Below are 22,163 nucleotides of genomic sequence, written 5' to 3' on the forward strand. Positions count from 1 at the left end.
GCAACTGACTTCGAAAGAAACTGGAAAGCGCCTCGCAAAATTCCTCTGCGGCCTGATGCCCTCACCCCAGCCCTCTCCCACTGGGAGAGGGAGCAAACAAAAAAAACGGCAACCGAAGTTGCCGTTTTGCTTTTACCTTTCAACTCAGTGAGCCGCTTCCGGCTTGTGCTTCGCCGCACTCTGGAAATCGTACGTCAGTTCGTTCTTCGCCTGATCCAGCGCCACGGTCACCTGGCCGCCGTCAACCAGCGATCCAAACAGCAGCTCGTTCGCCAGCGGTTTCTTCAGGTTGTCCTGAATCACGCGCGCCATCGGACGGGCACCCATCGCACGGTCGTAGCCTTTCTCAGCCAGCCAGTTGCGGGCCTCCTGGCTCACTTCCAGCGACACGCCTTTCTGATCCAGCTGAACCTGCAGCTCGACGATGAACTTATCCACCACCTGATGGATCACCTCGGTAGACAGGTGATCGAACCAGATAATGTTGTCCAGACGGTTACGGAACTCCGGCGTGAAGATCTTCTTGATCTCCTCCATCGCATCGGTGCTGTTATCCTGATGGATCAGGCCGATGGATTTGCGCTCGGTTTCACGTACCCCGGCGTTGGTGGTCATCACCAGCACCACGTTGCGGAAATCGGCCTTGCGCCCGTTGTTATCGGTCAGCGTCCCGTTGTCCATCACCTGCAACAGGATGTTGAACACGTCCGGGTGCGCTTTCTCGATTTCATCGAGCAGCAGGACCGCGTGCGGATGCTTGATCACCGCGTCGGTGAGCAGGCCGCCCTGGTCAAAGCCCACGTAGCCCGGAGGCGCACCAATCAAACGGCTGACGGTGTGACGCTCCATATACTCGGACATATCAAAGCGCAACAGCTCAATGCCCAGCGCTTTGGAGAGCTGCACCGTTACCTCTGTTTTACCCACACCGGTCGGGCCGGCGAACAGGAAGGAACCGACAGGCTTGTGGTCATGCCCCAGGCCAGCACGGGCCATCTTGATCGCTTCGGTTAAGGCCTCAATGGCTTTATCCTGACCAAAGACCAGCATTTTCAGGCGATTGCCGAGGGTGCGCAGCGTATCACGGTCGCTCTGAGAGACGCTCTTCTCAGGGATACGTGCGATACGGGCCACCACGGACTCGATATCCGCTACGTTCACGGTTTTCTTACGCTTGCTCGCTGGCATCAGGCGCGCACGCGCACCCGCTTCATCAATCACGTCGATCGCTTTATCCGGCAGATGACGATCGTTGATGTATTTCACCGCCAGCTCCACCGCCGCACGCACCGCTTTCGCGGTGTAACGCACGTCATGGTGCGCTTCGTACTTGGTTTTCAGGCCGTTGATGATCTGCACCGTTTCGTCAACCGACGGCTCGGTTACGTCGATTTTCTGGAAACGACGCGCCAGCGCACGATCCTTCTCAAAGATGTTGCTGAACTCCTGGTACGTCGTAGAGCCCATCACGCGGATCTTGCCGCTGGAGAGCAGCGGTTTGATCAGGTTGGCGGCATCTACCTGACCACCGGAAGCCGCGCCTGCGCCGATGATGGTGTGGATCTCATCGATAAACAGGATGCTGTTGGTGTCCTGCTCCAGCTGTTTTAACAGCGCTTTGAAACGTTTTTCAAAATCACCGCGGTATTTGGTGCCCGCCAGCAGCGAGCCGATATCCAGCGAGTAGATGGTGCAGTCGGCAATCACTTCCGGCACGTCGCCCTGCACAATGCGCCAGGCCAGACCTTCGGCAATCGCGGTTTTACCCACGCCAGATTCCCCCACCAGCAGCGGGTTATTCTTGCGGCGACGGCACAGCACCTGGATGGCACGCTCCAGCTCTTTGTCGCGGCCAATCAGCGGGTCGATACCGCCAACGCGAGCAAGCTGGTTAAGGTTGGTGGTGAAGTTTTCCATACGATCCTCCCCGCCTGCTTGCTCTTCATTGCTGTTGATCTGTCCGCTGGGATCCGATGCCTGGTTAGGCTCGTCTTTTCGCGTTCCGTGAGAGATGAAGTTGACCACGTCGAGCCGGCTGACTTCGTGTTTACGCAGCAGGTAGGCCGCCTGGGACTCCTGCTCACTGAAGATGGCGACCAGCACATTGGCGCCCGTCACTTCGCTACGTCCGGAAGACTGGACGTGGAAAACCGCGCGCTGCAGCACGCGCTGGAAGCTGAGCGTCGGCTGTGTGTCGCGCTCTTCTTCACTGGCTGGCAGCACCGGTGTGGTTTGTTCGATGAAGGCTTCGAGTTCCTGACGTAGCGCCACCAGATCCACGGAGCAGGCTTCCAGCGCTTCGCGGGCAGATGGGTTGCTAAGCAGTGCGAGCAGCAAATGCTCGACGGTCATAAACTCATGTCGGTGCTCACGCGCTCTGGCGAAAGCCATGTTTAAACTGAGTTCCAGTTCTTGATTGAGCATAGGCACCTCCCCCAATTTTATGCCTTATCAGGCCTTTTCCAGCGTACACAGCAACGGATGCTCGTTCTCCCTTGCATAGTCGTTCACCATCGCTACTTTGGTTTCCGCTACTTCGGCAGTAAAGATGCCGCAGATCGCTTTGCCACGATAATGAACGGTAAGCATCAGTTGCGTTGCACGTTCAACATCATAAGAAAAGAACTTTTGTAGCACGTCAATAACAAATTCCATCGGCGTGTAATCATCGTTCATTAACATAACTTTATACATAGATGGCGGTTTTAGCGCGTCGCGCACTTTATCTTCCGCCAGCTGGTCAAAATCCAGCCAATCGTTGGTCTTACCCATTATGCATAACCACTTTGAATCTACCTCAGATGTTAGATAACAATCATCTATTACTGTCATCCGCGATGTCTGTCACAAACTGTTGCAATAGCGTTAACTGCCTCAAATTTTGGTTGATTATTGTCCCAACTCCAGCGCCAAACGCTTGACGGCTTCTTCCGTTTCTCTAAATTGTACAAGCGTGAGTTGGCGAGGTTTTGAACAGCCCCCACTCCACCACCGGTTCATTCCATCTTAATTTATAAGATTTACGAAGGATGTCGAAGCATGGAAATGGGTACTGTTAAGTGGTTCAACAACGCCAAGGGGTTTGGCTTCATTTGCCCCGAAGGCGGCGGCGAGGATATCTTCGCTCACTATTCCACCATTCAGATGGATGGTTACAGGACGCTCAAAGCCGGGCAGTCCGTCCGGTTCGATGTACACCAGGGGCCAAAAGGCAATCATGCCAGTCTGATCGTCCCCGTTGAAGCAGAAGCGGTTGCATAGCTCTCTGATTCATTGTGTACACCCTGCAGGCAAAATGCCAGCCCGATCGGCTGGCATTTTTATTTTCGGGTTATTCGCGCGCCAGCGCATCCACCGGATCCAGCCGCGCCGCGTTTCGCGCCGGTAGCCAGCCGAACAGAATACCGGTGAAGGTGGAACATAAAAACGCCGTCAGGATCGCCATCGGCGAGAAGCCAATCTCCCAGCCCGGTAAGAAGAGCTGGAGCGCAAAGGCGATCATCATCGAGAGCGCAATCCCCATCGCACCGCCCACCAGACACACCAGCACCGCTTCAATCAAAAATTGCTGCAGCACGTCGCTGGCTCTGGCTCCGACCGCCATGCGGATGCCGATCTCCCGCGTACGTTCGGTCACCGACACCAGCATAATGTTCATCACCCCTATCCCGCCGACGACCAGCGAAATCACCGCCACCAGCGTCAGGAACAGCTGAAGAGTACGTGTGGTCTTTTCCGCCGTTTTCAAGAGGCCATCCATATTCCAGGTGAAGAAATCCTTTTTCCCGTGGCGCAGGGTTAACAGCCGCTCCAGCTGCTGTTCCGCCAGCCCGCTGTCGTAGCCCTCCTTCACTCGAACGGTAATAGAGTTAAGCCAGGACTGCCCCATGATGCGCCCGGAAATGGTGGTGTACGGCAGCCAGACGCGCAGGATTTTGCTGCTGCCGAACATCGACTGCTTCTCTTCCGCCACGCCGATCACTGTCGCTGGCATGTTGCCTACGAGGATCACTTCCCCCACCACATTGGTCTTATTCGGGAACAGCTGCCTGCGGGAGTTAGCGTCTAACACCACCACCTGCGCCCTGCCCGCCAGCTGTTCAGCGTTGAAGGTCGCCCCTTCGCTGAAGGTCATGCCGTAGACGTTGAAGTAATCTCCGCTGACGCCGTTAGCGCTGGCCGCCACGTCGATGTTGCCGTAGCGCAGACGCAGGTTTTGCGAGACGGCAGGCGTGGCGGAGTTCACCCACGGCTGCTTCTGAATAGCCGCCAGATCGTCATACTTCAGCGCCTGCTGATACTGCGGCTCGTCGTCGCCAAAATCTTTGCCGGGGTAAACGTCGATGGTGTTAGTCCCGATGGCGCGAATATCTGCCAGCACCAGCTGTTTCGCCGCATCGCCCACCACCACAATCGACACCACTGAGGCAATACCAATAATGATGCCAAGCATGGTCAGCAGAGTGCGCATTTTGTTGGCCGCCATCGCCAGCCAGGCCATGGTCAGCGCCTCGCGGAAACCGCTGGAAAACTGGCCCCAGCCGGTTGCGGCCGGCAGCGGCTCTTTCGGCGCCGCCGCTCTGGACTGACGTGGCGGCGGGTTGCTGACCAGCTCGCCGTCGTGGATCTCGATAATGCGTTCCGCCTGCGCTGCCACCTGCGGATCGTGGGTGACGATAATCACCGTATGCCCCTGATCGCGAAGCTGATGCAGGATCGCCATCACCTCTTCACCGGAATGGCTGTCGAGCGCACCGGTTGGCTCATCGGCGAGGATCACCTGCCCACCGTTCATCAGCGCGCGGGCAATACTCACGCGTTGCTGCTGACCGCCGGAAAGCTGCGAAGGCTGATAATCAACACGCTCCGCCAGCCCAAGACGCGTTAACAGCGCCTTCGCGCGTTCGAGGCGTTTTTTGCGCTCGACGCCCGCATACACCGCTGGCACTTCCACATTCTGCGCCGCGCTCAGGTGTGAAAGCAGATGGTAACGCTGGAAGATAAAGCCAAAATGCTCGCGACGCAGCTTCGCCAGCGCGTCGCCGTCCAGGGTGGAAACATCCGTCCCGGCCACGCGATAGGTGCCGCTGGTAGGCTTATCCAGACAGCCGAGAATGTTCATCAGCGTTGATTTACCCGAGCCTGATGCCCCGACAATCGCCACCATTTCACCGGCTTCAACGCGCAGGGAGATGCCTTTCAGCACCTCCACCGGCCCGTCGCCGGACGGATAGCTGCGACGAATGTCATTCAGCTCAAGCAGCGCCGTCATTGCGCGGCTCCAGGCAGGCTTTCGCTGGTGACCACTTCCTCACCCTCTTCCAGCCCTTTTACCACCACCACGTCGGTGTCGTTACGTGCGCCAATCACCACTTCCCGCTCGCGGGTTTCACCGTTGCGCAGCACTTTCACCTTGTAGCGATTGTCCCCGGCGGATTCGCCCAGCGCGGAGAGCGGAACCGTCAGCACGTTTTTCACGCCGGTCAGCTGGATATGCACCTGAGCGGTCATGTCCAGACGCAGCACGCCCTGCGGGTTAGGCACCTCAAAACGCGCATAGTAGAAGATGGCGTCGTTGACCTTCTCCGGCGTCGGCAGGATATCTTTCAGCACCCCTTCATAGCGGGTTTGCGGATCGCCCAGCACCGTAAACCAGGCTTTCTGCCCCGGCTTAAGGTGAATGACGTCCGCTTCAGATACCTGGGCTTTCACCAGCATGGTGCTCATATCCGCCAGGGTCAGGATGTTCGGCGCCTGCTGCGCGGCGATGACCGTCTGGCCTTGCAGGGTGGTTATCTGCGTCACTTCCCCGGCCATTGGCGCAACGATTTGCGTGTAATCGAGGTTGGTTTTCGCCGTATCCAGCGAGGCCTGATTCCGCTTGATTTGCGCATCGATGGTGCCAATCTGCGCCTGCTTCACCGCCAGCTCCGTGGCGGCTGTGTCCAGATCCTGTTTCGAGATGGCCTGCGTTTTCGCCAGCGCCTGCTGGCGCGACAGGGTGACCTGAGCGAGATTACGCTCCGCCTGAGCCTGAGCGCGCTGCGCGCGCAACTCCATCAGCGTCGCTTCCACCTCGCGGATCTGGTTTTGCGCCTGCTCAGGATCGATCACGCCCAGCAACTGGCCTTTTTTAACCTTATCGCCAATCTCAACCGACAGGGTTTTAAGCTGACCGCTGACCTGCGCGCCCACGTCAACCTTACGCAGGGCATCCAGCTTCCCCGTCGCCAGCACGTTTTGTTGCAGCTCGCCCGGACGAACAATCAGCGTTTGATACTGTGGTACCGGCGCGTTCAGTACCTTCCATAACCAGAATCCGCCTGCTAACACCACTACCGCCAGCAGCAGAAACAGCTTTCTGCGTTTTCCCTTCAGGTTCATAAATATTCCAAATAATTGTTCTGGCTATCATCACCGTTGATTTTATCTAAACCACTCCTCAACGAAACCCCCGATCCCCGTAATCGTCGGGAATTGTTTACCCGATGTTGATAAAGCGCCTGCTGAAATAGCGAAATTCCACCAGAAGCAGGATCTAACATGTCTTCCATCGTCGATACACCTTATTCAACGCTGTCCCAGCCTAAATCGGGCTGGCAACTGTTTAAAAGCCTGGCATCGGGTTCCCTCACGCCGGGGCTGGCGTGGCAAAATCCGGCCTATCGACGTAAGTTTATGCTGCGCTCGCTGGCAACGCCGTTCACCACTGCGCGCCTGCTCGGAAACCTTGCAAAACAGCCCCGTCTGATGCAGATCCTGCGCGTGCAGCCCGGCCTGCCGTGCCGCCTGCACCGACCGTGGCTGACCGTCAATATGGGCCGTCAGAATACGCTGGACGCATTGGACAATCACTATCAGATGATGAGCCGCCATCTTCCGGCGTCACTGCTGAACGGCTACCTTTCCAGCCAGGGCATCACGCTGGTGACGTTAACGGGCAAAGAGGAGCAGCAGTTTAGCGTTCGCCTGAGCGCGGATGCGTTTCTGGACAAAGAAGGGGAAGCGACCCTCACTTTTTGCGACCACCAGAACACGGTGCTGGCCGAGCTGACCTTTACGCTGTGCAAATACCAGGGCAAGTCAACGCTCTTCATCGGCGGAATGCAGGGGGCGAAAGCGCATGTCCCGCACGAGCACATTCAGCTGGCGACCAAAGCCTGTCACGGACTGTTCCCAAAACGTCTGCTGGTTGAAGCGGTCATGACGCTGGCAGGCGCCTTCCCCGTCGAGCAGATCCTCGCGGTGAGTAACGCCACCCACATCTACCGCAGCTGGCGCTATCGCAAGAAAAAAGAGGGAAAATTGCTGGCTGACTATGACAGCTTCTGGCGCTCCCTTGGCGGACAGCAGCAGGAGAACGGCAACTTTGCCCTGCCACTGACCATGCCACGCAAACCGATGGAAGAGATTGCGAGTAAAAAACGATCCGAGTACCGCCGCCGCTATATCCTGCTTGATAGCCTGCTCCAACAGGTATCGCAGGCGACTGCCCGTTAATCGGCTCTCCCGCGTGCCAGCCAGAGGACGCGGGAGAACATTTTACGCAGCAGCGTGGGCACCGACTCCACGCCCCGCCTGCCCGCTTCCGTCGCGACTTCAATGGCCAAATCCGGTTTTGACGACCGATGGATAGCTTTGGCAATCACCCGACGCATATTCATGGGCACATCCACCGGGATCATCGCCACGCGGTGAAAGACGTCGTCAAATCCCTGGCGGTACATAAAGTGCTCCATGTCCATCGCGGGCAGCGTGGTCAGATGTTCCCGCTCCTCTTCCCGATCGTTATTGAGCAGGCTACGCACGGTCGCCGCATATTTTTTACCCGCCTCATCGCCATCCACCAGCACGTGCCACTCTATCCCCATCCGGCGCGCAAATTTGATCAGCGGCTTTAAGCCAGACTGAGCAAATTCGATCACTTTGATGCCTTCGGCATCAAAGTGGTGTCCGCACTGGCGCGCCAGCTCGTTTATCACCCAGGTTTCGGTTTCCCCTTCCACCAGCAACCAGCAGCGGGCAAACAGGGAAGAGGCACGGTTAAAACGGATATGAAACGCAATGCGTCGGCCATCTTCGGCATTTAACCCGCCAGGCCCGAGCCGGTAGGCGGTGACCCGCGAGGATTCACGCACCAGGCGGCAGACATACTCCACCGGCGTCAGGGAGAGCAGCTCGCCGGAATTCGTGGTGGTGACACGCTGCAACGGCAGCAGATTAAGAAGATGCCACGCCACGGAAAGCATAATCGGGTGCAGCCGCGTTTCCGGATCTTCCACCAGCAGCAGAGGGCGCGCGTCCCGATCCAGGCGCACCGTCCCTTTCGCCTGTAAAAGCGTGGAGAATAATCCCAGCAGGATCACCCGATGCGTGCGCCCGTTGGGGCGGTCGATCATGCGGTTGATAATATCGAGATAGCGCCAGCTTCGTTGCTCGTCGTGCGAGCGGCGGCGCATCAGGCGGTGGCGCGCCTGCCCCGTTCCCTGCTCGGAGAAGTAGTGCTCCAGCAGTTGGACCATGGCAGACAGTCCCTGACGGATCTGGCCGTCGGTGAGGTTCTGCGGCCGTGAGACCAGTTCACGGGCGAGGAAATCCAGCTCGCGGGCGGTCACCTCCACCTCAGGCATATTCGGCACGGTGCCGTTACGGATCCGCCGCATAAAGCGCGCGTCTCGTAAGCGCAACACGGGGGAGAGGCGGATCAGATGGCGGGCAAGCTCGTCAATATTATCGAGCGGGATCGGATTCCCCTTCTCATCAAGAAATTCACGCAGGGTTAATACCCCGTCGTTTTGCGCCATTTCGCCCTCAAGGCGATAGAAAATACGCTGGAACCCATCTTCACAGGGCACCCAGCAGGGCGACATAGGGCGAAAACGACGCACGCGATGGCGACCGGGCTCGGATTCGCGGAAGGTCAGAATGATATGCAGGTGTTTCTCGCGCCCGTTGACATCCCCCGGCGGAAACCAGAAGTCATCATGGACGAAGTGGTACAAGTTCTCTTCGGGCGAAAGCAGCAGCGTCAGGGCATCCAGCAGGCTGGATTTACCCCAGGCGTTTTCGCCTATCAGGACGTTGTTCTGTTCCAGTTGCAGCGACAGGCGGTTAATCCCGCGAAACCCGACAATCTCCACACGTTCGAGTAGCATACATCCCCCGCATTTCGGCCACTTTTTCCTTCAAGTTATCAGCAGTATAGCGGCAGGCTGTAGGTCACGACAGCAGAATATACGCCCCCTTAATTATTGGGCTATGCTCTAATTACCTCCGTTCTGAACAAGGATTGACATCACATTGCCTTAAATCAAATTTAGTGAATTTATTTGAGTGGCGAAGGGATGTTGATGGTTTCAAAATACTGGCTCTTTGAGTCGTCATCCCTTTATGGCGATATAACCCGCGCGCAGGAATGGGCGCGGACGTTTATTATTGAGGTGGTTATGTTCAGAAAATTAGCGGCAGAATGCTTTGGTACATTCTGGCTGGTGTTTGGTGGCTGCGGTAGCGCAGTACTGGCAGCCGCATTTCCGGAATTAGGTATTGGATTTGTCGGCGTCGCGCTGGCATTCGGTTTAACCGTATTAACCATGGCATTCGCCGTGGGGCATATTTCCGGCGGTCATTTCAACCCGGCCGTCACGTTAGGTTTATGGGCGGGCGGACGTTTCCCGGCGAAAGATATTATTGGCTATATTATTGCCCAGGTTATTGGCGGTATTATTGCCGCGGCGGTGTTGTACGTCATTGCCAGCGGAAAAGCCGGGTTTGACGCCGCGGCCAGCGGATTTGCGTCAAACGGCTTCGGCGAACACTCTCCAGGCGGCTACTCAATGCTGTCTGCTATCGTGATTGAAATTGTGCTCACCGCAGGTTTCCTGTTGGTGATCCACGGCGCAACGGACAAATACGCGCCTGCGGGCTTTGCCCCCATTGCTATTGGTCTGGCGCTGACGCTTATCCACCTGATCTCCATCCCGGTGACCAATACCTCCGTTAACCCGGCACGTAGCACCGCGGTGGCTATTTTCCAGGGCGGCTGGGCGCTTGAACAGTTGTGGCTGTTCTGGGTGATGCCAATTATTGGCGGTATTCTGGGCGGCGTGCTGTATCGCACCCTGCTGGAAAAACGCGATTAATTAAGTGCGGCCTGTAATGTCGGGTGGCGCTAAAGCTTACCCGACCTACGTGAGTGTGCACTTTGTAGGCCGGGTAAGGCGTAGCCGCCACCCGGCTTTTTTTGTAGCTTTACCTCACAGCCTTTATTGGGTAGTGTCTCTGGCGCTTAAATGATACTCAAAAGGACCGGCTGTTCATGTTCTCAGGACTCCTCATCATTCTTCTGCCCCTGATTGTGGGCTATCTTATTCCGCTGCGTCATGAATCGGCCTTAAAGCTTATTAATCGTTTTCTCAGCTGGATTGTTTACGTCATTCTGTTCTTTATGGGGATCAGCCTGGCCTTCCTGGATAATCTGGCGACGAACTTGCTTTCCATCCTGCATTATTCTGCGGTTACGGTAGTGGTTATTCTGCTGTGCAATATTGCCGCGCTGTTCTGGCTGGAACGCACTATTCCCTGGAAAAATCACCACCATCAGGAAAAGCTTCCCTCCCGAATTGCGATGGCGCTGGAATCATTAAAGCTGTGCGGCGTGGTGGTGCTCGGTTTTTTACTGGGGCTAACCGGATGGGCTTTTTTACAGCACGCTACGGAAGCCAGCGAATATACGCTGATTTTCCTGCTCTTCCTGATCGGTATTCAGTTGCGAAATAATGGCATGACGCTGAAACAGATTGTCCTGAACCGCCGGGGCATGATGGTTGCCGTTATCGTTGTGGCCAGCTCAATGGCGGGGGGAGTGATTAACGCCTTTATTCTCGATCTGCCGCTGAAAACCAGCCTGGCGATGGCATCCGGTTTTGGCTGGTATTCGCTCTCCGGTATTCTGCTGACCGAATCGTTTGGTCCGGTGATCGGCAGCGCCGCCTTCTTTAACGATCTGGCGCGCGAGCTGATAGCCATCATGCTGATCCCCGGCCTGGTACGCCGCAGCCGCTCTACCGCGCTGGGCCTGTGCGGGGCCACCTCAATGGACTTTACCCTGCCGGTGTTACAGCGCTCGGGAGGTCTGGAGATGGTTCCTGCCGCTATTGTACACGGCTTTATTCTGAGCCTGCTGGTCCCCATTCTGATGGCGTTCTTCTCAGCCTGATACTGCTTTGGCGGTAGTGAACCTGCCGCCAAAATTGCGCTAAATCAATAACCCTCCACTTAGTATAAGAAAGCACTTTTCTCCGTTGTGGCACAGGCATAACCTTAAACATGTATCTCAAATATAACTTTAACAGGTGTGATTATGTTTTGTGTGCAATGTGAACAAACCATCCGTACCCCGGCAGGCAACGGCTGCTCTTACGCGCAGGGTATGTGCGGCAAAACCGCAGAAACGTCCGATCTCCAGGACCTGCTGATTGCGGCGCTGCAAGGCTTATCCGCCTGGGCCTTCAAGGCCCGTGAATATGGCCTTATCGATCACTATGTCGACAGCTTTGCGCCGCGCGCATTTTTCTCCACGCTGACTAACGTTAACTTCGATTCACCACGCATTGTGGGCTATGCCCGCGAAGCGATTGCCCTGCGTGAAGCCCTGAAAGCGCAATGCCTGAATGCCGACGCCAGCGCCCGCGTGGACAACCCGATGGCGGAACTACAGCTGGTGAGCGACGACCTGGGCGAGCTACAGCGTCAGGCCGCCGAATTTACTCCCAATAAAGACAAAGCGGCGATTGGCGAGAACATCCTCGGCCTGCGCCTGCTGTGCCTGTACGGTCTGAAAGGTGCTGCGGCGTATATGGAGCACGCGCACGTACTCGGCCAGTACGACAACGACATTTATGCCCAGTACCACAAAATCATGGCATGGCTGGGCACCTGGCCTTCCGACATGAACGCCCTGCTGGAATGCTCGATGGAAATCGGCCAGATGAACTTCAAAGTGATGAGCATTCTGGATGCCGGTGAAACCAGCACCTACGGTCACCCAACGCCGACGCAGGTCAACGTCAAAGCGACCGAAGGTAAATGCATCCTGATCTCCGGCCACGACCTGAAAGATCTCTACAACCTGCTGAAGCAGACCGAAGGCACCGGCGTTAACGTCTATACCCACGGCGAAATGTTGCCCGCGCACGGCTACCCGGAACTGCGTAAATTTAAGCATCTGATCGGTAACTACGGCAGCGGCTGGCAGAACCAGCAGGTGGAGTTCGCCCGCTTCCCTGGCCCAATCGTCATGACCTCTAACTGCATCATCGACCCTACCGTGGGCGCGTATGAGGACCGAATCTGGACCCGCAGCATCGTCGGCTGGCCGGGCGTGAGCCACCTTGAAGGCGATGATTTCGGTCCGGTTATCGCACAGGCGCAGCAGATGGCAGGCTTCCCGTACAGCGAAATTCCGCACCTCATCACCGTCGGTTTTGGCCGTGAAACCCTGCTGGGTGCGGCGGATTCCCTGATTGACCTCGTCAGCCGTGAAAAACTGCGTCACATCTTCCTGATCGGCGGCTGTGACGGCGCGCGCGGGGAACGTAACTATTTCACCGATTTCGCCACCCGCGTTCCGGAAGACTGTCTGATCCTGACCCTGGCCTGCGGTAAATACCGTTTCAACAAGCTGGACTTCGGCAACATCGAAGGTCTGCCACGCCTGGTGGATGCTGGTCAGTGTAACGATGCGTATTCAGCCATCATTCTGGCGGTCACGCTGGCAGAGAAACTGGGCTGCGGCGTGAACGATCTGCCGCTGTCGCTGGTGCTCTCCTGGTTCGAGCAGAAAGCGATCGTTATTCTGTTGACCCTGCTCTCTCTCGGCGTGACCAACATCGTCACCGGGCCGACCGCGCCAGGCTTCCTGACGCCGGACCTGCTGGCCATCCTGAACGAGAAATTTGGTCTGCGTTCCGTGACCAACGTTGAAGATGATATGAAGCAACTGCTGAGCGCGTAAGGAGTAACTCATGACCATGCCAACCTCACAATGTCCGTGGCGGATGCAGGTTCATCACATCCAACAGGAGACGCCGGATGTGTGGACACTGTCGCTGCTGTGCCATGACTACTACCCGTACCGCGCAGGTCAGTATGCGCTAGTGAGTGTGCGTAATTCGGCGGATACCCTGCGCGCCTACACGATCTCCTCCACGCCGGGCGTGAGCGAATACATAACGCTCACCGTCCGTCGTATTGATGACGGCGCAGGCTCCCGGTGGCTGACCCGTGACGTGAAGCGCGGGGATTACATCTGGCTGTCTGACGCGCAGGGCGAGTTCACCTGTGACGACAAGAAGGAAGACAAATTCCTGCTTCTGGCGGCAGGCTGTGGCGTAACGCCGATTATGTCGATGCGCCGCTGGCTGGCGAAATACCGTCCTCAGGCCGACGTGCAGGTGATCTTTAGCGTGCGTTCCCCGGAAGATGTGATTTTTGCCGAGGAATGGCGAAATTATCCGGTGACCCTGGTGGCTGAGCACAACGCGACACACGGTTTTGTCGCGGGGCGTCTGAGCCGCGAAATGTTGCAAAGCGTGCCGGACATTGCGGATCGTACCGTGATGACCTGCGGCCCGGCGCCGTACATGGAGATCGTGGAGAAAGAAGTGAAAGCGCTCGGCGTGACCCGCTTCTTTAAAGAGCAGTTCTTCACGCCTGTAGCGGCAGCGGCGACCAGCGGGATGAAGTTCACGAAGCTGCAACCGGCGCAGACCTTCTTTGGTCGCGTGGGCACCACGCTGCTTGAAGCGCTCGAAAGCAATAACGTGCCGGTAGCGGCAGCCTGTCGCGCGGGTGTGTGCGGCTGCTGTAAGACGAAGGTGGTTTCCGGTGAATACACCGTCACCAGCACCATGACGCTGACCGATGCGGAAATTGCAGAGGGTTACGTGTTGGCGTGTTCATGCCATCCGCAGGGGGACCTGGTGCTGGCATAATCTGGCGCAGTGCCCCCATTTGTTGCCGGGTGGCACTGCGTTTACCCGGCCTACTTTGTACATGTTGGCTCTTCGTAGGCCCGGTAAGCGTTAGCGCCACCGGGCTTTTTGCCGGGTGACACTGCGTTTACCCGGCTTACGTTGTGCCTACTGCCTGTGCGTATGGAATACCAGGCAGCCAATACAGTGACTTTCTTCTAAGCTTGTAAGCGATATCACATAAAGGAGAAGGACCACCATGAAACAAACCGTGGCTGCATACATAGCGAAAACCCTGGAGCAGGCTGGCGTAAAGCGTATCTGGGGCGTCACCGGCGATTCGCTGAACGGACTCAGCGACAGCCTTAACAAGATGAAGACCATTGAATGGATGCCCACCCGCCATGAAGAGGTCGCCGCCTTTGCCGCGGGTGCCGAAGCGCAGCTCACGGGCGAACTCGCCGTCTGTGCAGGTTCCTGCGGACCGGGAAACCTGCACCTTATCAACGGTCTTTTCGACTGTCACCGCAACCATGTTCCGGTGCTGGCGATTGCCGCACATATTCCGTCATCCGAAATCGGCAGCGGCTATTTTCAGGAGACGCATCCTCAGGAGCTGTTCCGCGAATGCAGCCACTACTGCGAGCTGGTCTCGTCGCCGGAGCAGATCCCACAGGTGCTGGCGATAGCCATGCGTAAGGCGATCCTGAATCGCGGGGTTTCGGTGGTTGTGCTGCCGGGGGACGTGGCGCTGAAGGCTGCACCTGAAACCGCCACCACCCACTGGTACTCTGCGCCACAGCCAACCATTACCCCTGCGGATGAAGAGCTTAAAAAGCTGGCGCAACTGCTGCGATACTCCAGCAATATCGCCCTGATGTGCGGCAGCGGCTGTGCTGGCGCGCATAAAGAGCTGGTGGAATTTGCCGCTAAGCTGAAGGCGCCAGTTGTGCACGCCCTGCGCGGGAAAGAGCACGTTGAATACGATAACCCGTACGATGTGGGCATGACCGGGCTGATCGGTTTTTCCAGCGGCTTCCATACCATGATGAACGCCGATACGCTGATCCTGCTCGGCACCCAGTTCCCGTACCGCGCGTTCTACCCGACGGATGCGAAAATTATCCAGATCGACATTAATCCCGGTAGCATCGGCGCGCACAGCAAGGTGGATATGGCGCTTATCGGCGATATTAAATCCACCCTCGCCGCCCTCCTGCCGCTGCTGGAAGAAAAAACGGACCGCAAATTCCTCGATAAAGCCCTGAGCGACTATCGCGATGCGCGTAAGGGGCTGGACGATCTCGCCAAACCGAGCGAAAAAGCGATCCACCCGCAGTATCTGGCGCAGCAGATCAGCCACTTCGCCGACGACGATGCCATCTTCACCTGCGACGTGGGTACGCCCACCGTCTGGGCCGCGCGCTATCTGAAAATGAACGGCAAACGACGCCTGCTTGGCTCGTTCAACCATGGCTCAATGGCCAACGCCATGCCGCAGGCGCTGGGCGCAAAAGCGACGGCACCGGAACGGCAGGTGGTGGCGATGTGCGGCGACGGCGGGTTCAGTATGCTGATGGGGGATTTCCTGTCGGTGGCGCAGATGAAGCTTCCGCTGAAAATCGTGGTCTTTAACAACAGCGTGCTGGGCTTTGTGGCGATGGAGATGAAGGCCGGAGGCTACCTCACGGACGGCACCGAGCTGCACGACACCAACTTCGCCCGCATCGCCGAAGCCTGCGGTATCACCGGTATTCGGGTGGAGAAAGCCTCAGAGGTGGACGAAGCCCTGCAACGTGCCTTCGCCATCGACGGCCCGGTGCTGGTGGATGTGGTGGTCGCCAAAGAAGAGCTGGCAATCCCGCCTCAAATCAAGCTGGAACAGGCTAAAGGTTTTAGCCTCTACATGCTGCGCGCCATCATCAGCGGGCGCGGTGACGAAGTGATCGAACTGGCAAAAACCAACTGGCTCAGGTAAAACATTTCACAAGACCTCTTAAATGAAAGGGATGTGAAATGATTGATTTACGTAGTGATACCGTTACCCGTCCGGGCCGCGCCATGCTCGAAGAGATGATGGCCGCCCCGGTCGGGGACGACGTCTACGGCGATGACCCGACGGTCAACGAACTCCAGCGCTATGCGGCCGAGCTGAGCGGTAAAGAGGCTGCCCTGTTCCTGCCCACCGGCACGCAGGCTAACCTGGTGGCGCTGCTGAGCCACTGCGAGCGCGGCGAAGAGTATATCGTCGGCCAGGGGGCGCATAACTACCTGTACGAAGCTGGCGGCGCGGCGGTGCTTGGCAGCATTCAGCCGCAGCCGATCGATGCTGCGCCGGACGGTACGCTGCCGCTGGACAAAGTCGCGGCAAAAATCAAAGCCGACGATATTCACTTCGCCCGCACTAAACTGCTGAGCCTTGAAAACACCCATAACGGTAAAGTTCTGCCGCGCGAATACCTGAAAGCAGCATGGGATTTTACCCGCGAGCGCAAGCTCGGCCTGCACGTTGACGGCGCACGTATCTTCAACGCCGTGGTGGAGTACGGCTGCGAGCTGAAAGAGATCACCCAATATTGCGACTCGTTCACCATTTGCCTCTCAAAAGGGCTGGGCACGCCGGTAGGTTCCCTGCTGGTTGGCAATGCAGACTACATCAGACGCGCCAACCGCTGGCGCAAAATGACCGGCGGCGGGATGCGTCAGGCGGGTATTCTGGCGGCTGCCGGACTGTACGCTCTGAAAAATAACGTGTCACGCCTGAAAGACGATCACGACAATGCGGCGTGGATGGCAGCGCAGCTGCGTGAAATCGGCGCTGATGTCATGCGTCATGACACCAACATGCTGTTTGTCCGCGTCGGCAATGAGCATGCTGCCGCGCTGGGCGAATTTATGAAAGCCCGAGGCGTGCTGATCAACGCCTCCCCGATCGTGCGACTGGTGATGCATCTTGACGTTAACCGCGAGCAGTTGACCGAGGTGGTGAAACACTGGCAGGCGTTTTTACAGCGTTAAGGAGCATACCGTGCCGCAACGTATTCTGGTGCTCGGTGCCAGCGGGTATATCGGTCAGCATCTGACCACTGCGTTAAGCCAGCAGGGGCACCAGGTGCTGGCAGTGGCACGCAACACGGAACGCCTGCAAAAGCTACATTTGCCTGGCGTGACGTGTCACAACGTTGACCTTAACTGGCCGAAAGCGCTTCCTGCGCTGCTGGAAGGGGTCGATACGCTGTACTACCTTGTTCACAGCATGGGCGAAGGCGGCGATTTTATCGCCCACGAGCGTCAGGTGGCGATGAACGTACGTGATACGCTGCTGCAAACGCCGGTAAAGCAGGTGATCTTTCTAAGCTCGCTTCAGGCGCCTGAGAACGAGCAGTCAGACCATCTGCGCGCCCGGCAACTGACGGCAGAGACATTGCGAAGCGCCCGTATCCCCGTCACCGAACTGCGGGCAGGGATCATCGTCGGCGCGGGTTCCGCCGCGTTCGAAGTGATGCGCGATATGGTCTACAACCTGCCTGTGCTGACACCGCCGCGCTGGGTACGCTCGCGCACCACGCCCATTGCGCTGGAGAATTTACTCCACTATCTGGTGGCATTGCTGGATCATCCGGCGGCGGCGCATCGTGTGCTGGAGGCGGCTGGCCCGGAAGTGTTGAGTTATCAGGCGCAGTTCGAACATTTTATGCGGGTGAGTGGCCGCCGCCGCTGGCTGGTGCCCGTCCCCTTCCCGACCCGCTGGATTTCGGTGTGGTTTTTGAATGTGATCACCTCCGTGCCGCCGACGACTGCCAAAGCGCTTATACAGGGACTGAAGCACGATCTGCTGGCGGACGATCGTGAACTGCGTGCCTTGATCCCTCAGGAATTGATCCCCTTCGACGATGCCGTACGCAATACGCTGAAAGAAGAAGAGAAGCTGGTGAACTCCAGCGACTGGGGCTACGATGCGCAGGCGTTTGCCCGCTGGCGGCCCGAGTACGGCTATTACCCAAAACAGGCGGGCTGTACGGTAAAAACCACTGCCAGCCTCTCAGCGCTGTGGGACGTTGTGAACCAGATCGGCGGCAAAGAGCGCTATTTCTTCGGCAATATCCTCTGGAAAACGCGCGGCGCGCTGGATCTGCTGGTGGGTCACCGGCTGGCAAAAGGCCGTCCTGCCGCCCCGTATCTGAACGTGGGCGATACGGTCGACAGCTGGAAGGTGATCATCGTTGAGCCGGAAAAACAGCTGGCGCTGCTGTTTGGCATGAAGGCACCGGGGCTGGGGCGGCTCTGCTTCACCCTTAAAGACAAAGGCGATCACCGCGAGCTGGACGTTCGGGCGTGGTGGCACCCGCACGGAATGCCCGGGCTGTTCTACTGGCTGCTGATGATCCCGGCACACCTGTTTATCTTCCGCGGAATGGCGAAAAGGATTGCGCAACTGGCAGAAGAAAAGCGGGAAAGTAATTAAATAAAACCCTTTTTCTTTCACCTTTCCCATTGCAACACATCGTAATTCACGAAAGAATGCGCACGAAATTCTTTTCAACACAGTGGATTGTTATGAAGGTACTGGTTACCGGGGCGACCAGCGGCTTAGGCCGAAATGCGGTCGAATTTCTGCGCAACAAAGGCATCAGCGTGAGGGCCACCGGTCGCAACGAGGCGATGGGCAAGCTCTTGCAAAAAATGGGCGCTGAGTTTGTCCATGCCGACCTGACGGAGCTGGTCTCCTCTCAGGCCAAGGTGATGCTTGCCGGTATCGATACGCTGTGGCACTGCTCCAGTTTTACCTCCCCGTGGGGTACCCAGGAAGCCTTCGATCTCGCCAACGTGCGCGCCACGCGCCGTCTGGGCGAATGGGCCGTCGCCTGGGGCGTGCGTAACTTTATTCATATCTCTTCCCCGTCGCTCTATTTTGATTATCACCATCATCGTGATATTCAGGAAGATTTCCGCCCTGCGCGCTTTGCCTGTGAATTTGCCCGCAGTAAAGCGGCTGGCGAAGAGGTGATCGACCTGCTGGCCCAGTCAAATCCGCACACCCGCTTTACCGTGCTGCGACCACAGAGCCTGTTTGGGCCGCACGACAAAGTCTTTATCCCGCGACTGGCCCAGATGATGCACCATTACGGCAGCGTGCTGTTACCGCGCGGCGGCGATGCGCTGGTAGACATGACCTATTACGAAAATGCCGTTCACGCCATGTGGCTGGCGAGCCAGCCGGAGTGCGATAAGCTGGTGTCGGGCCGCGCCTATAACATTACCAACGGCGAACCCTGTACCCTGCGCAGCATTGTGCAAAGGCTGATTGATGAGTTAAAAATCGACTGCCGGATCCGTTCTGTTCCCTACCCGATGCTGGACATGATTGCCCGCAGCATGGAGCGCTTTGGCAGTAAATCGGCGAAAGAGCCTGCGCTGACGCATTACGGTGTGTCGAAGCTCAATTTTGATTTTACGCTGGATATTTCTCGGGCGGAGAACGAGCTGGGGTATAAACCGATTATCTCGCTCGATGAAGGGATAGTGCGTACGGCGGCGTGGTTGCGGGATCACGGGAAGTTACACCGGTAAGCGTTCCAGCCTCATGTAGGCCGGGTAAGCGCAGCGCCGCCCGGCAAAAAACAGAGAGTGCGGACTGATGCCCTCACCCCGGCCCTCTCCCACAGGTAGAGGGTGCAAACATTGAAACGGCAACCCGAGGGTTGCCGTTTGCTTTTACAGAGCCGTCCAGGCTTCAGCCCATGCCAGGCCTGCACCCGGCTCATAGTACGTCGGCGCACTGTTACACCAGCCGCTGTACGGGAACGGTTTGCACTGGAACAATTTACCGTGGTTATTCACGATATCACCGGCGTTGTACTTGCTGTTCGCGCTCCATGCCGGGTAAGACGTATCTTCTCCGGATGGCGTTGCCGCTTTCGCTTTCACGTTCAGCAGGTAAGACGTGGTGCTGCTCAGCTCGCCATCGCTGACGGTCAGGCTCACTTCATACTGCTGCGCCGTTGCAGACTCAGGCGCCTTAAAGGTCACCACCGCTTTATCTTCGCCGGTGACGGTCTGGCCATCCTGAGAACGCCAGGTGTAGGTCAGCTTGTTGCCGTCTGCGTCGGTAGAGCCTTCCGCGCTCAGAGAAACCTGCGCGCCCGCTTCAACGGCACCGATTGGGCCCGCAATCTGCGCAACCGGCGCGTGGTTCACCGCGACAGGTTCAACCGGAGTTTCATCCGGAACTGGCGCTGGCGTTGGGGCCGGCGTAACATCTTCAGAAGGTGTTGGCGTTGGCGTGACCGGGGTTTGGTCCGGCGTCACCGAGGAACCGTCGTCATTCACGATATTCACGTTATAGAACTTCTGCACGCACTTGCTGTAGTCGCCCTCTTTGAACGCGCTGAACGGAGTCTGATAGCCCACCAGCTGGCAAGAGTAAGTCTTGCCGTCAGGGGTATCCGCGCTCCATCCCCAGTCCTGTTCCCAGTAAATCTTCAGGGCGCCTGCGCCACCTTCGTCAAACTGCTTCATGTTGGCGCAACCCAACACTTCGTTCGCCGGAACAGGGACTTTCAGGTAGTTCGCAAATTCTTTGTAATACTTGATACGGTTCTGAGACTGCGCAATTTCAGTCGGGCCGCCGCACTCAACGCCGCCGTTGATGATCTGGGTTGTTACACCGAAGCCCGGGACCAGGCCGTTGGCTTTATCGTGATCGTTCGGCTGCCATGTACCGTCGATCACCTGCAACATGCTTGGTTTTGGCGGCTGTGGATAGGCGAAGAAGAAGATAGCACTGGCCAGGTTCAGCCAGGTGTCCGCCACCAGCTCAGGTTTATCGAGCAGGGTACGCACGTCGCCGTACATCGCTTCAGAGAATGGACCGTAGTTGTAGTTGTAGGACAACTGTTTCGCACCGCGTCCGAAATAGCTCAGGAAATCGCCGTCTTTGTCTTTGCCGCAAGGCCAGGTCTGTCCCTGCCAGACGTCCGGGTTACATTCGCCGTTATAGCCGCCCTTCTGCCCTTCGCTCCAGCCCATTTCACGCACGTGGACCAGCGCCTGACGCCATTCGGCTTCCGGACGCCAGCTTTCGTGGCCGCCGGTTTCCTGGGCAAAGTGGGCAAACATGGTCGCCAGCTCTTTGCGGCAGATAGCGTCGCTGTCACGACCGTCGTTGTAGGTCTTACACAGCGCCGGGAATTTACCCACGGCTTTCAGGAAGTTGCTGTAGGTATAAGCCTGTGCACGCAGCGGGAAGAGATATTCCCAGTCGCTGGCTTTCACAATCCCTTCAACGCGTTTGACGTTGTCTGGGTTCGCCGCGCGGCCTGGCTCAATCAGTTCGACCTGCGCGTTGTCCAGGGTCTGAATAGTCTCTTTAACGGAGGCCATCAGCGGGAAGTTAGTGAGCTCATGCTCTTTCTTCGCCAGATCGCTGGCTTTCATGGTGTACGGCTCGCCGGTGGTCGCCTGCAAAGAGGCGGCCTGCGCCATAAAAGGTGCAACGCAAGCACCAGCAACAAGTACACTCAGTAACGTCCTTTTGTTCATTTCAGTTTTCCTGTTCGTTTCAAATTAAATGTTAATATCCCGGCTTAGGTATTATTCCGTTAATACATAAACCACATTCAGCTGTTTTCACTTTTCGAAGAACACCTTCAGGAATTCTTCAAAAATAAAAAACGTTAATCACGTGCTGCTAATTTTAATTGCTGATATTTAGCCCAGACCTTATGGGCATATTTCATCCGCTGCGGATAATTCTCTTTCTTCAACCCGGCGTTATAAGCGCCTACCGCTTCCCAGTTATAGCCATATACTCTTATCATTCCGGAGAGAATGGAGGCACCCACCATGATGGAGGTACACGGCTCGGTCATTAAGCGATACTCATCGATGCCTCTGCTTTCCAGCGCGGTAAAATGCGAGCTGTTGATTTGCATCAGCCCGACATCCCGCGTGCCATCGCGGTTTTTCCCAACCGCGTACGGATTCATACCGGATTCCACATTCGCTATCGCGTAGAGTAAATAAGGGTCGACATGATAATAACGCGCCGCTTTATCCCAACAGTTTGCCAGAGCGCCCTGGCTTATTATTAATAACAACAAAATGAGTTTTTTCATTTTTACCTGCTGACTTTATTGGTTATTTCTCCTTAGAAACATCCTGTAAATGAATTTCTAATTACTCCCCCTC

General features: G+C 56.9%; 17 protein-coding genes. 10 read left to right on the top strand and 7 right to left on the bottom strand.

Annotation, left to right across the window (positions count from 1 at the left end):
- Positions 1–144: 144 nt before the first annotated feature.
- Together clpA and clpS are read right to left on the bottom strand one after the other, a co-directional pair.
- Positions 145–2,424, bottom strand: a complete 2,280-nt coding sequence (gene clpA / locus ACOT0L_RS10520) for an ATP-dependent Clp protease ATP-binding subunit ClpA (protein WP_022647611.1) — start codon at positions 2,422–2,424, stop codon at positions 145–147.
- Positions 2,425–2,451: 27 nt separating this feature from the next.
- On the bottom strand, positions 2,452–2,772 hold the full coding sequence (gene clpS / locus ACOT0L_RS10525) for an ATP-dependent Clp protease adapter ClpS (protein WP_006174393.1): 321 nt from the start codon (positions 2,770–2,772) through the stop codon (positions 2,452–2,454).
- Between the two features lie 267 nt (positions 2,773–3,039).
- On the opposite strand from clpS, the gene cspD reads away from it, so the two are divergent.
- Complete coding sequence (gene cspD / locus ACOT0L_RS10530) at positions 3,040–3,261, top strand: cold shock-like protein CspD (protein WP_006174390.1); 222 nt, start codon at positions 3,040–3,042, stop codon at positions 3,259–3,261.
- Between the two features lie 70 nt (positions 3,262–3,331).
- Here cspD and macB read toward each other — a convergent pair whose 3' ends face one another.
- Together macB and macA are read right to left on the bottom strand one after the other, a co-directional pair.
- Positions 3,332–5,272, bottom strand: a complete 1,941-nt coding sequence (gene macB, locus ACOT0L_RS10535) for a macrolide ABC transporter ATP-binding protein/permease MacB (protein WP_058676869.1) — start codon at positions 5,270–5,272, stop codon at positions 3,332–3,334.
- The gene (macA, locus tag ACOT0L_RS10540) at positions 5,269–6,384 is read right to left on the bottom strand and encodes a macrolide transporter subunit MacA (RefSeq protein WP_022647609.1); all 1,116 of its coding nucleotides are present in this window, start codon (positions 6,382–6,384) and stop codon (positions 5,269–5,271) included. Before macA ends, macB begins: the two co-directional genes overlap by 4 nt.
- Positions 6,385–6,543: 159 nt before the next feature.
- On the opposite strand from macA, the gene ACOT0L_RS10545 reads away from it, so the two are divergent.
- On the top strand, positions 6,544–7,500 hold the full coding sequence (locus ACOT0L_RS10545) for a VirK/YbjX family protein (RefSeq protein WP_063138164.1): 957 nt from the start codon (positions 6,544–6,546) through the stop codon (positions 7,498–7,500).
- On the opposite strand, the gene ACOT0L_RS10550 is transcribed toward ACOT0L_RS10545, so the two are convergent.
- The gene (locus tag ACOT0L_RS10550) at positions 7,497–9,155 is read right to left on the bottom strand and encodes an ATP-dependent endonuclease (protein WP_038415767.1); all 1,659 of its coding nucleotides are present in this window, start codon (positions 9,153–9,155) and stop codon (positions 7,497–7,499) included. The two genes, ACOT0L_RS10545 and ACOT0L_RS10550, sit on opposite strands and share 4 nt — an antisense overlap.
- 291 nt (positions 9,156–9,446) lie before the next feature.
- Here ACOT0L_RS10550 and aqpZ point away from each other — a divergent pair, with 291 nt between their 5' ends.
- The 8 genes from aqpZ to ACOT0L_RS10590 all read left to right on the top strand — a co-directional run bounded on the left by aqpZ (position 9,447) and on the right by ACOT0L_RS10590 (position 19,544).
- Positions 9,447–10,142, top strand: coding sequence for an aquaporin Z (aqpZ, locus tag ACOT0L_RS10555; protein ID WP_026080729.1), 696 nt, complete (start codon positions 9,447–9,449; stop codon positions 10,140–10,142).
- A gap of 176 nt (positions 10,143–10,318) precedes the next feature.
- Positions 10,319–11,218 carry a lysine exporter LysO family protein gene (locus ACOT0L_RS10560; RefSeq protein WP_022647606.1) on the top strand — a complete coding sequence of 300 codons (900 nt, stop codon included), beginning with the start codon at positions 10,319–10,321 and terminating at the stop codon, positions 11,216–11,218.
- A gap of 144 nt (positions 11,219–11,362) precedes the next feature.
- Positions 11,363–13,015, top strand: a complete 1,653-nt coding sequence (hcp, locus tag ACOT0L_RS10565) for a hydroxylamine reductase (RefSeq protein ID WP_126503661.1) — start codon at positions 11,363–11,365, stop codon at positions 13,013–13,015.
- Between the two features lie 10 nt (positions 13,016–13,025).
- On the top strand, positions 13,026–13,994 hold the full coding sequence (hcr, locus tag ACOT0L_RS10570; RefSeq protein WP_023299707.1) for an NADH oxidoreductase: 969 nt from the start codon (positions 13,026–13,028) through the stop codon (positions 13,992–13,994).
- 238 nt (positions 13,995–14,232) lie between these two features.
- Entirely contained in the window at positions 14,233–15,951 is a 1,719-nt protein-coding gene (gene poxB, locus ACOT0L_RS10575; RefSeq protein WP_023305792.1) for a ubiquinone-dependent pyruvate dehydrogenase, read from the top strand.
- A 38-nt stretch (positions 15,952–15,989) separates the two neighbouring features.
- Positions 15,990–16,991: a low-specificity L-threonine aldolase gene (gene ltaE / locus ACOT0L_RS10580; RefSeq protein WP_063853947.1), complete on the top strand. Its 1,002-nt coding sequence runs from the start codon at positions 15,990–15,992 to the stop codon at positions 16,989–16,991.
- Positions 16,992–17,001: 10 nt separating this feature from the next.
- Positions 17,002–18,438, top strand: a complete 1,437-nt coding sequence (locus ACOT0L_RS10585) for an SDR family oxidoreductase (RefSeq protein WP_126503659.1) — start codon at positions 17,002–17,004, stop codon at positions 18,436–18,438.
- A gap of 92 nt (positions 18,439–18,530) precedes the next feature.
- The gene (locus ACOT0L_RS10590; protein ID WP_022647600.1) at positions 18,531–19,544 is read left to right on the top strand and encodes an NAD-dependent epimerase/dehydratase family protein; all 1,014 of its coding nucleotides are present in this window, start codon (positions 18,531–18,533) and stop codon (positions 19,542–19,544) included.
- Between the two features lie 144 nt (positions 19,545–19,688).
- On the opposite strand, the gene ACOT0L_RS10595 is transcribed toward ACOT0L_RS10590, so the two are convergent.
- Complete coding sequence (locus tag ACOT0L_RS10595; protein WP_126503657.1) at positions 19,689–21,515, bottom strand: chitinase; 1,827 nt, start codon at positions 21,513–21,515, stop codon at positions 19,689–19,691.
- 134 nt (positions 21,516–21,649) lie between these two features.
- A complete protein-coding gene (gene iagB, locus ACOT0L_RS10600; protein WP_023299704.1) occupies positions 21,650–22,090 on the bottom strand; it encodes a type III secretion system invasion protein IagB in 441 nt (146 codons plus the stop codon).
- Positions 22,091–22,163: the final 73 nt, after the last annotated feature.

Source organism: Enterobacter cloacae complex sp. XAL002, from assembly GCF_049236805.1.
In the GTDB taxonomy this organism is placed as follows: domain Bacteria; phylum Pseudomonadota; class Gammaproteobacteria; order Enterobacterales; family Enterobacteriaceae; genus Enterobacter; species Enterobacter intestinihominis.

Excerpts from the sequence above, each read along its gene's own strand:
- clpA (WP_022647611.1), bottom strand. The coding sequence starts at position 2,424 with ATGCTCAATCAAGAACTGGAACTCAGTTTAAACATGGCTTTCGCCAGA.
- clpS (WP_006174393.1), bottom strand. The coding sequence starts at position 2,772 with ATGGGTAAGACCAACGATTGGCTGGATTTTGACCAGCTGGCGGAAGAT.
- cspD (WP_006174390.1), top strand. The coding sequence starts at position 3,040 with ATGGAAATGGGTACTGTTAAGTGGTTCAACAACGCCAAGGGGTTTGGC.
- macB (WP_058676869.1), bottom strand. The coding sequence starts at position 5,272 with ATGACGGCGCTGCTTGAGCTGAATGACATTCGTCGCAGCTATCCGTCC.
- macA (WP_022647609.1), bottom strand. The coding sequence starts at position 6,384 with ATGAACCTGAAGGGAAAACGCAGAAAGCTGTTTCTGCTGCTGGCGGTA.
- ACOT0L_RS10545 (WP_063138164.1), top strand. The coding sequence starts at position 6,544 with ATGTCTTCCATCGTCGATACACCTTATTCAACGCTGTCCCAGCCTAAA.
- ACOT0L_RS10550 (WP_038415767.1), bottom strand. The coding sequence starts at position 9,155 with ATGCTACTCGAACGTGTGGAGATTGTCGGGTTTCGCGGGATTAACCGC.
- aqpZ (WP_026080729.1), top strand. The coding sequence starts at position 9,447 with ATGTTCAGAAAATTAGCGGCAGAATGCTTTGGTACATTCTGGCTGGTG.
- ACOT0L_RS10560 (WP_022647606.1), top strand. The coding sequence starts at position 10,319 with ATGTTCTCAGGACTCCTCATCATTCTTCTGCCCCTGATTGTGGGCTAT.
- hcp (WP_126503661.1), top strand. The coding sequence starts at position 11,363 with ATGTTTTGTGTGCAATGTGAACAAACCATCCGTACCCCGGCAGGCAAC.
- hcr (WP_023299707.1), top strand. The coding sequence starts at position 13,026 with ATGACCATGCCAACCTCACAATGTCCGTGGCGGATGCAGGTTCATCAC.
- poxB (WP_023305792.1), top strand. The coding sequence starts at position 14,233 with ATGAAACAAACCGTGGCTGCATACATAGCGAAAACCCTGGAGCAGGCT.
- ltaE (WP_063853947.1), top strand. The coding sequence starts at position 15,990 with ATGATTGATTTACGTAGTGATACCGTTACCCGTCCGGGCCGCGCCATG.
- ACOT0L_RS10590 (WP_022647600.1), top strand. The coding sequence starts at position 18,531 with ATGAAGGTACTGGTTACCGGGGCGACCAGCGGCTTAGGCCGAAATGCG.
- ACOT0L_RS10595 (WP_126503657.1), bottom strand. The coding sequence starts at position 21,515 with ATGAACAAAAGGACGTTACTGAGTGTACTTGTTGCTGGTGCTTGCGTT.
- iagB (WP_023299704.1), bottom strand. The coding sequence starts at position 22,090 with ATGAAAAAACTCATTTTGTTGTTATTAATAATAAGCCAGGGCGCTCTG.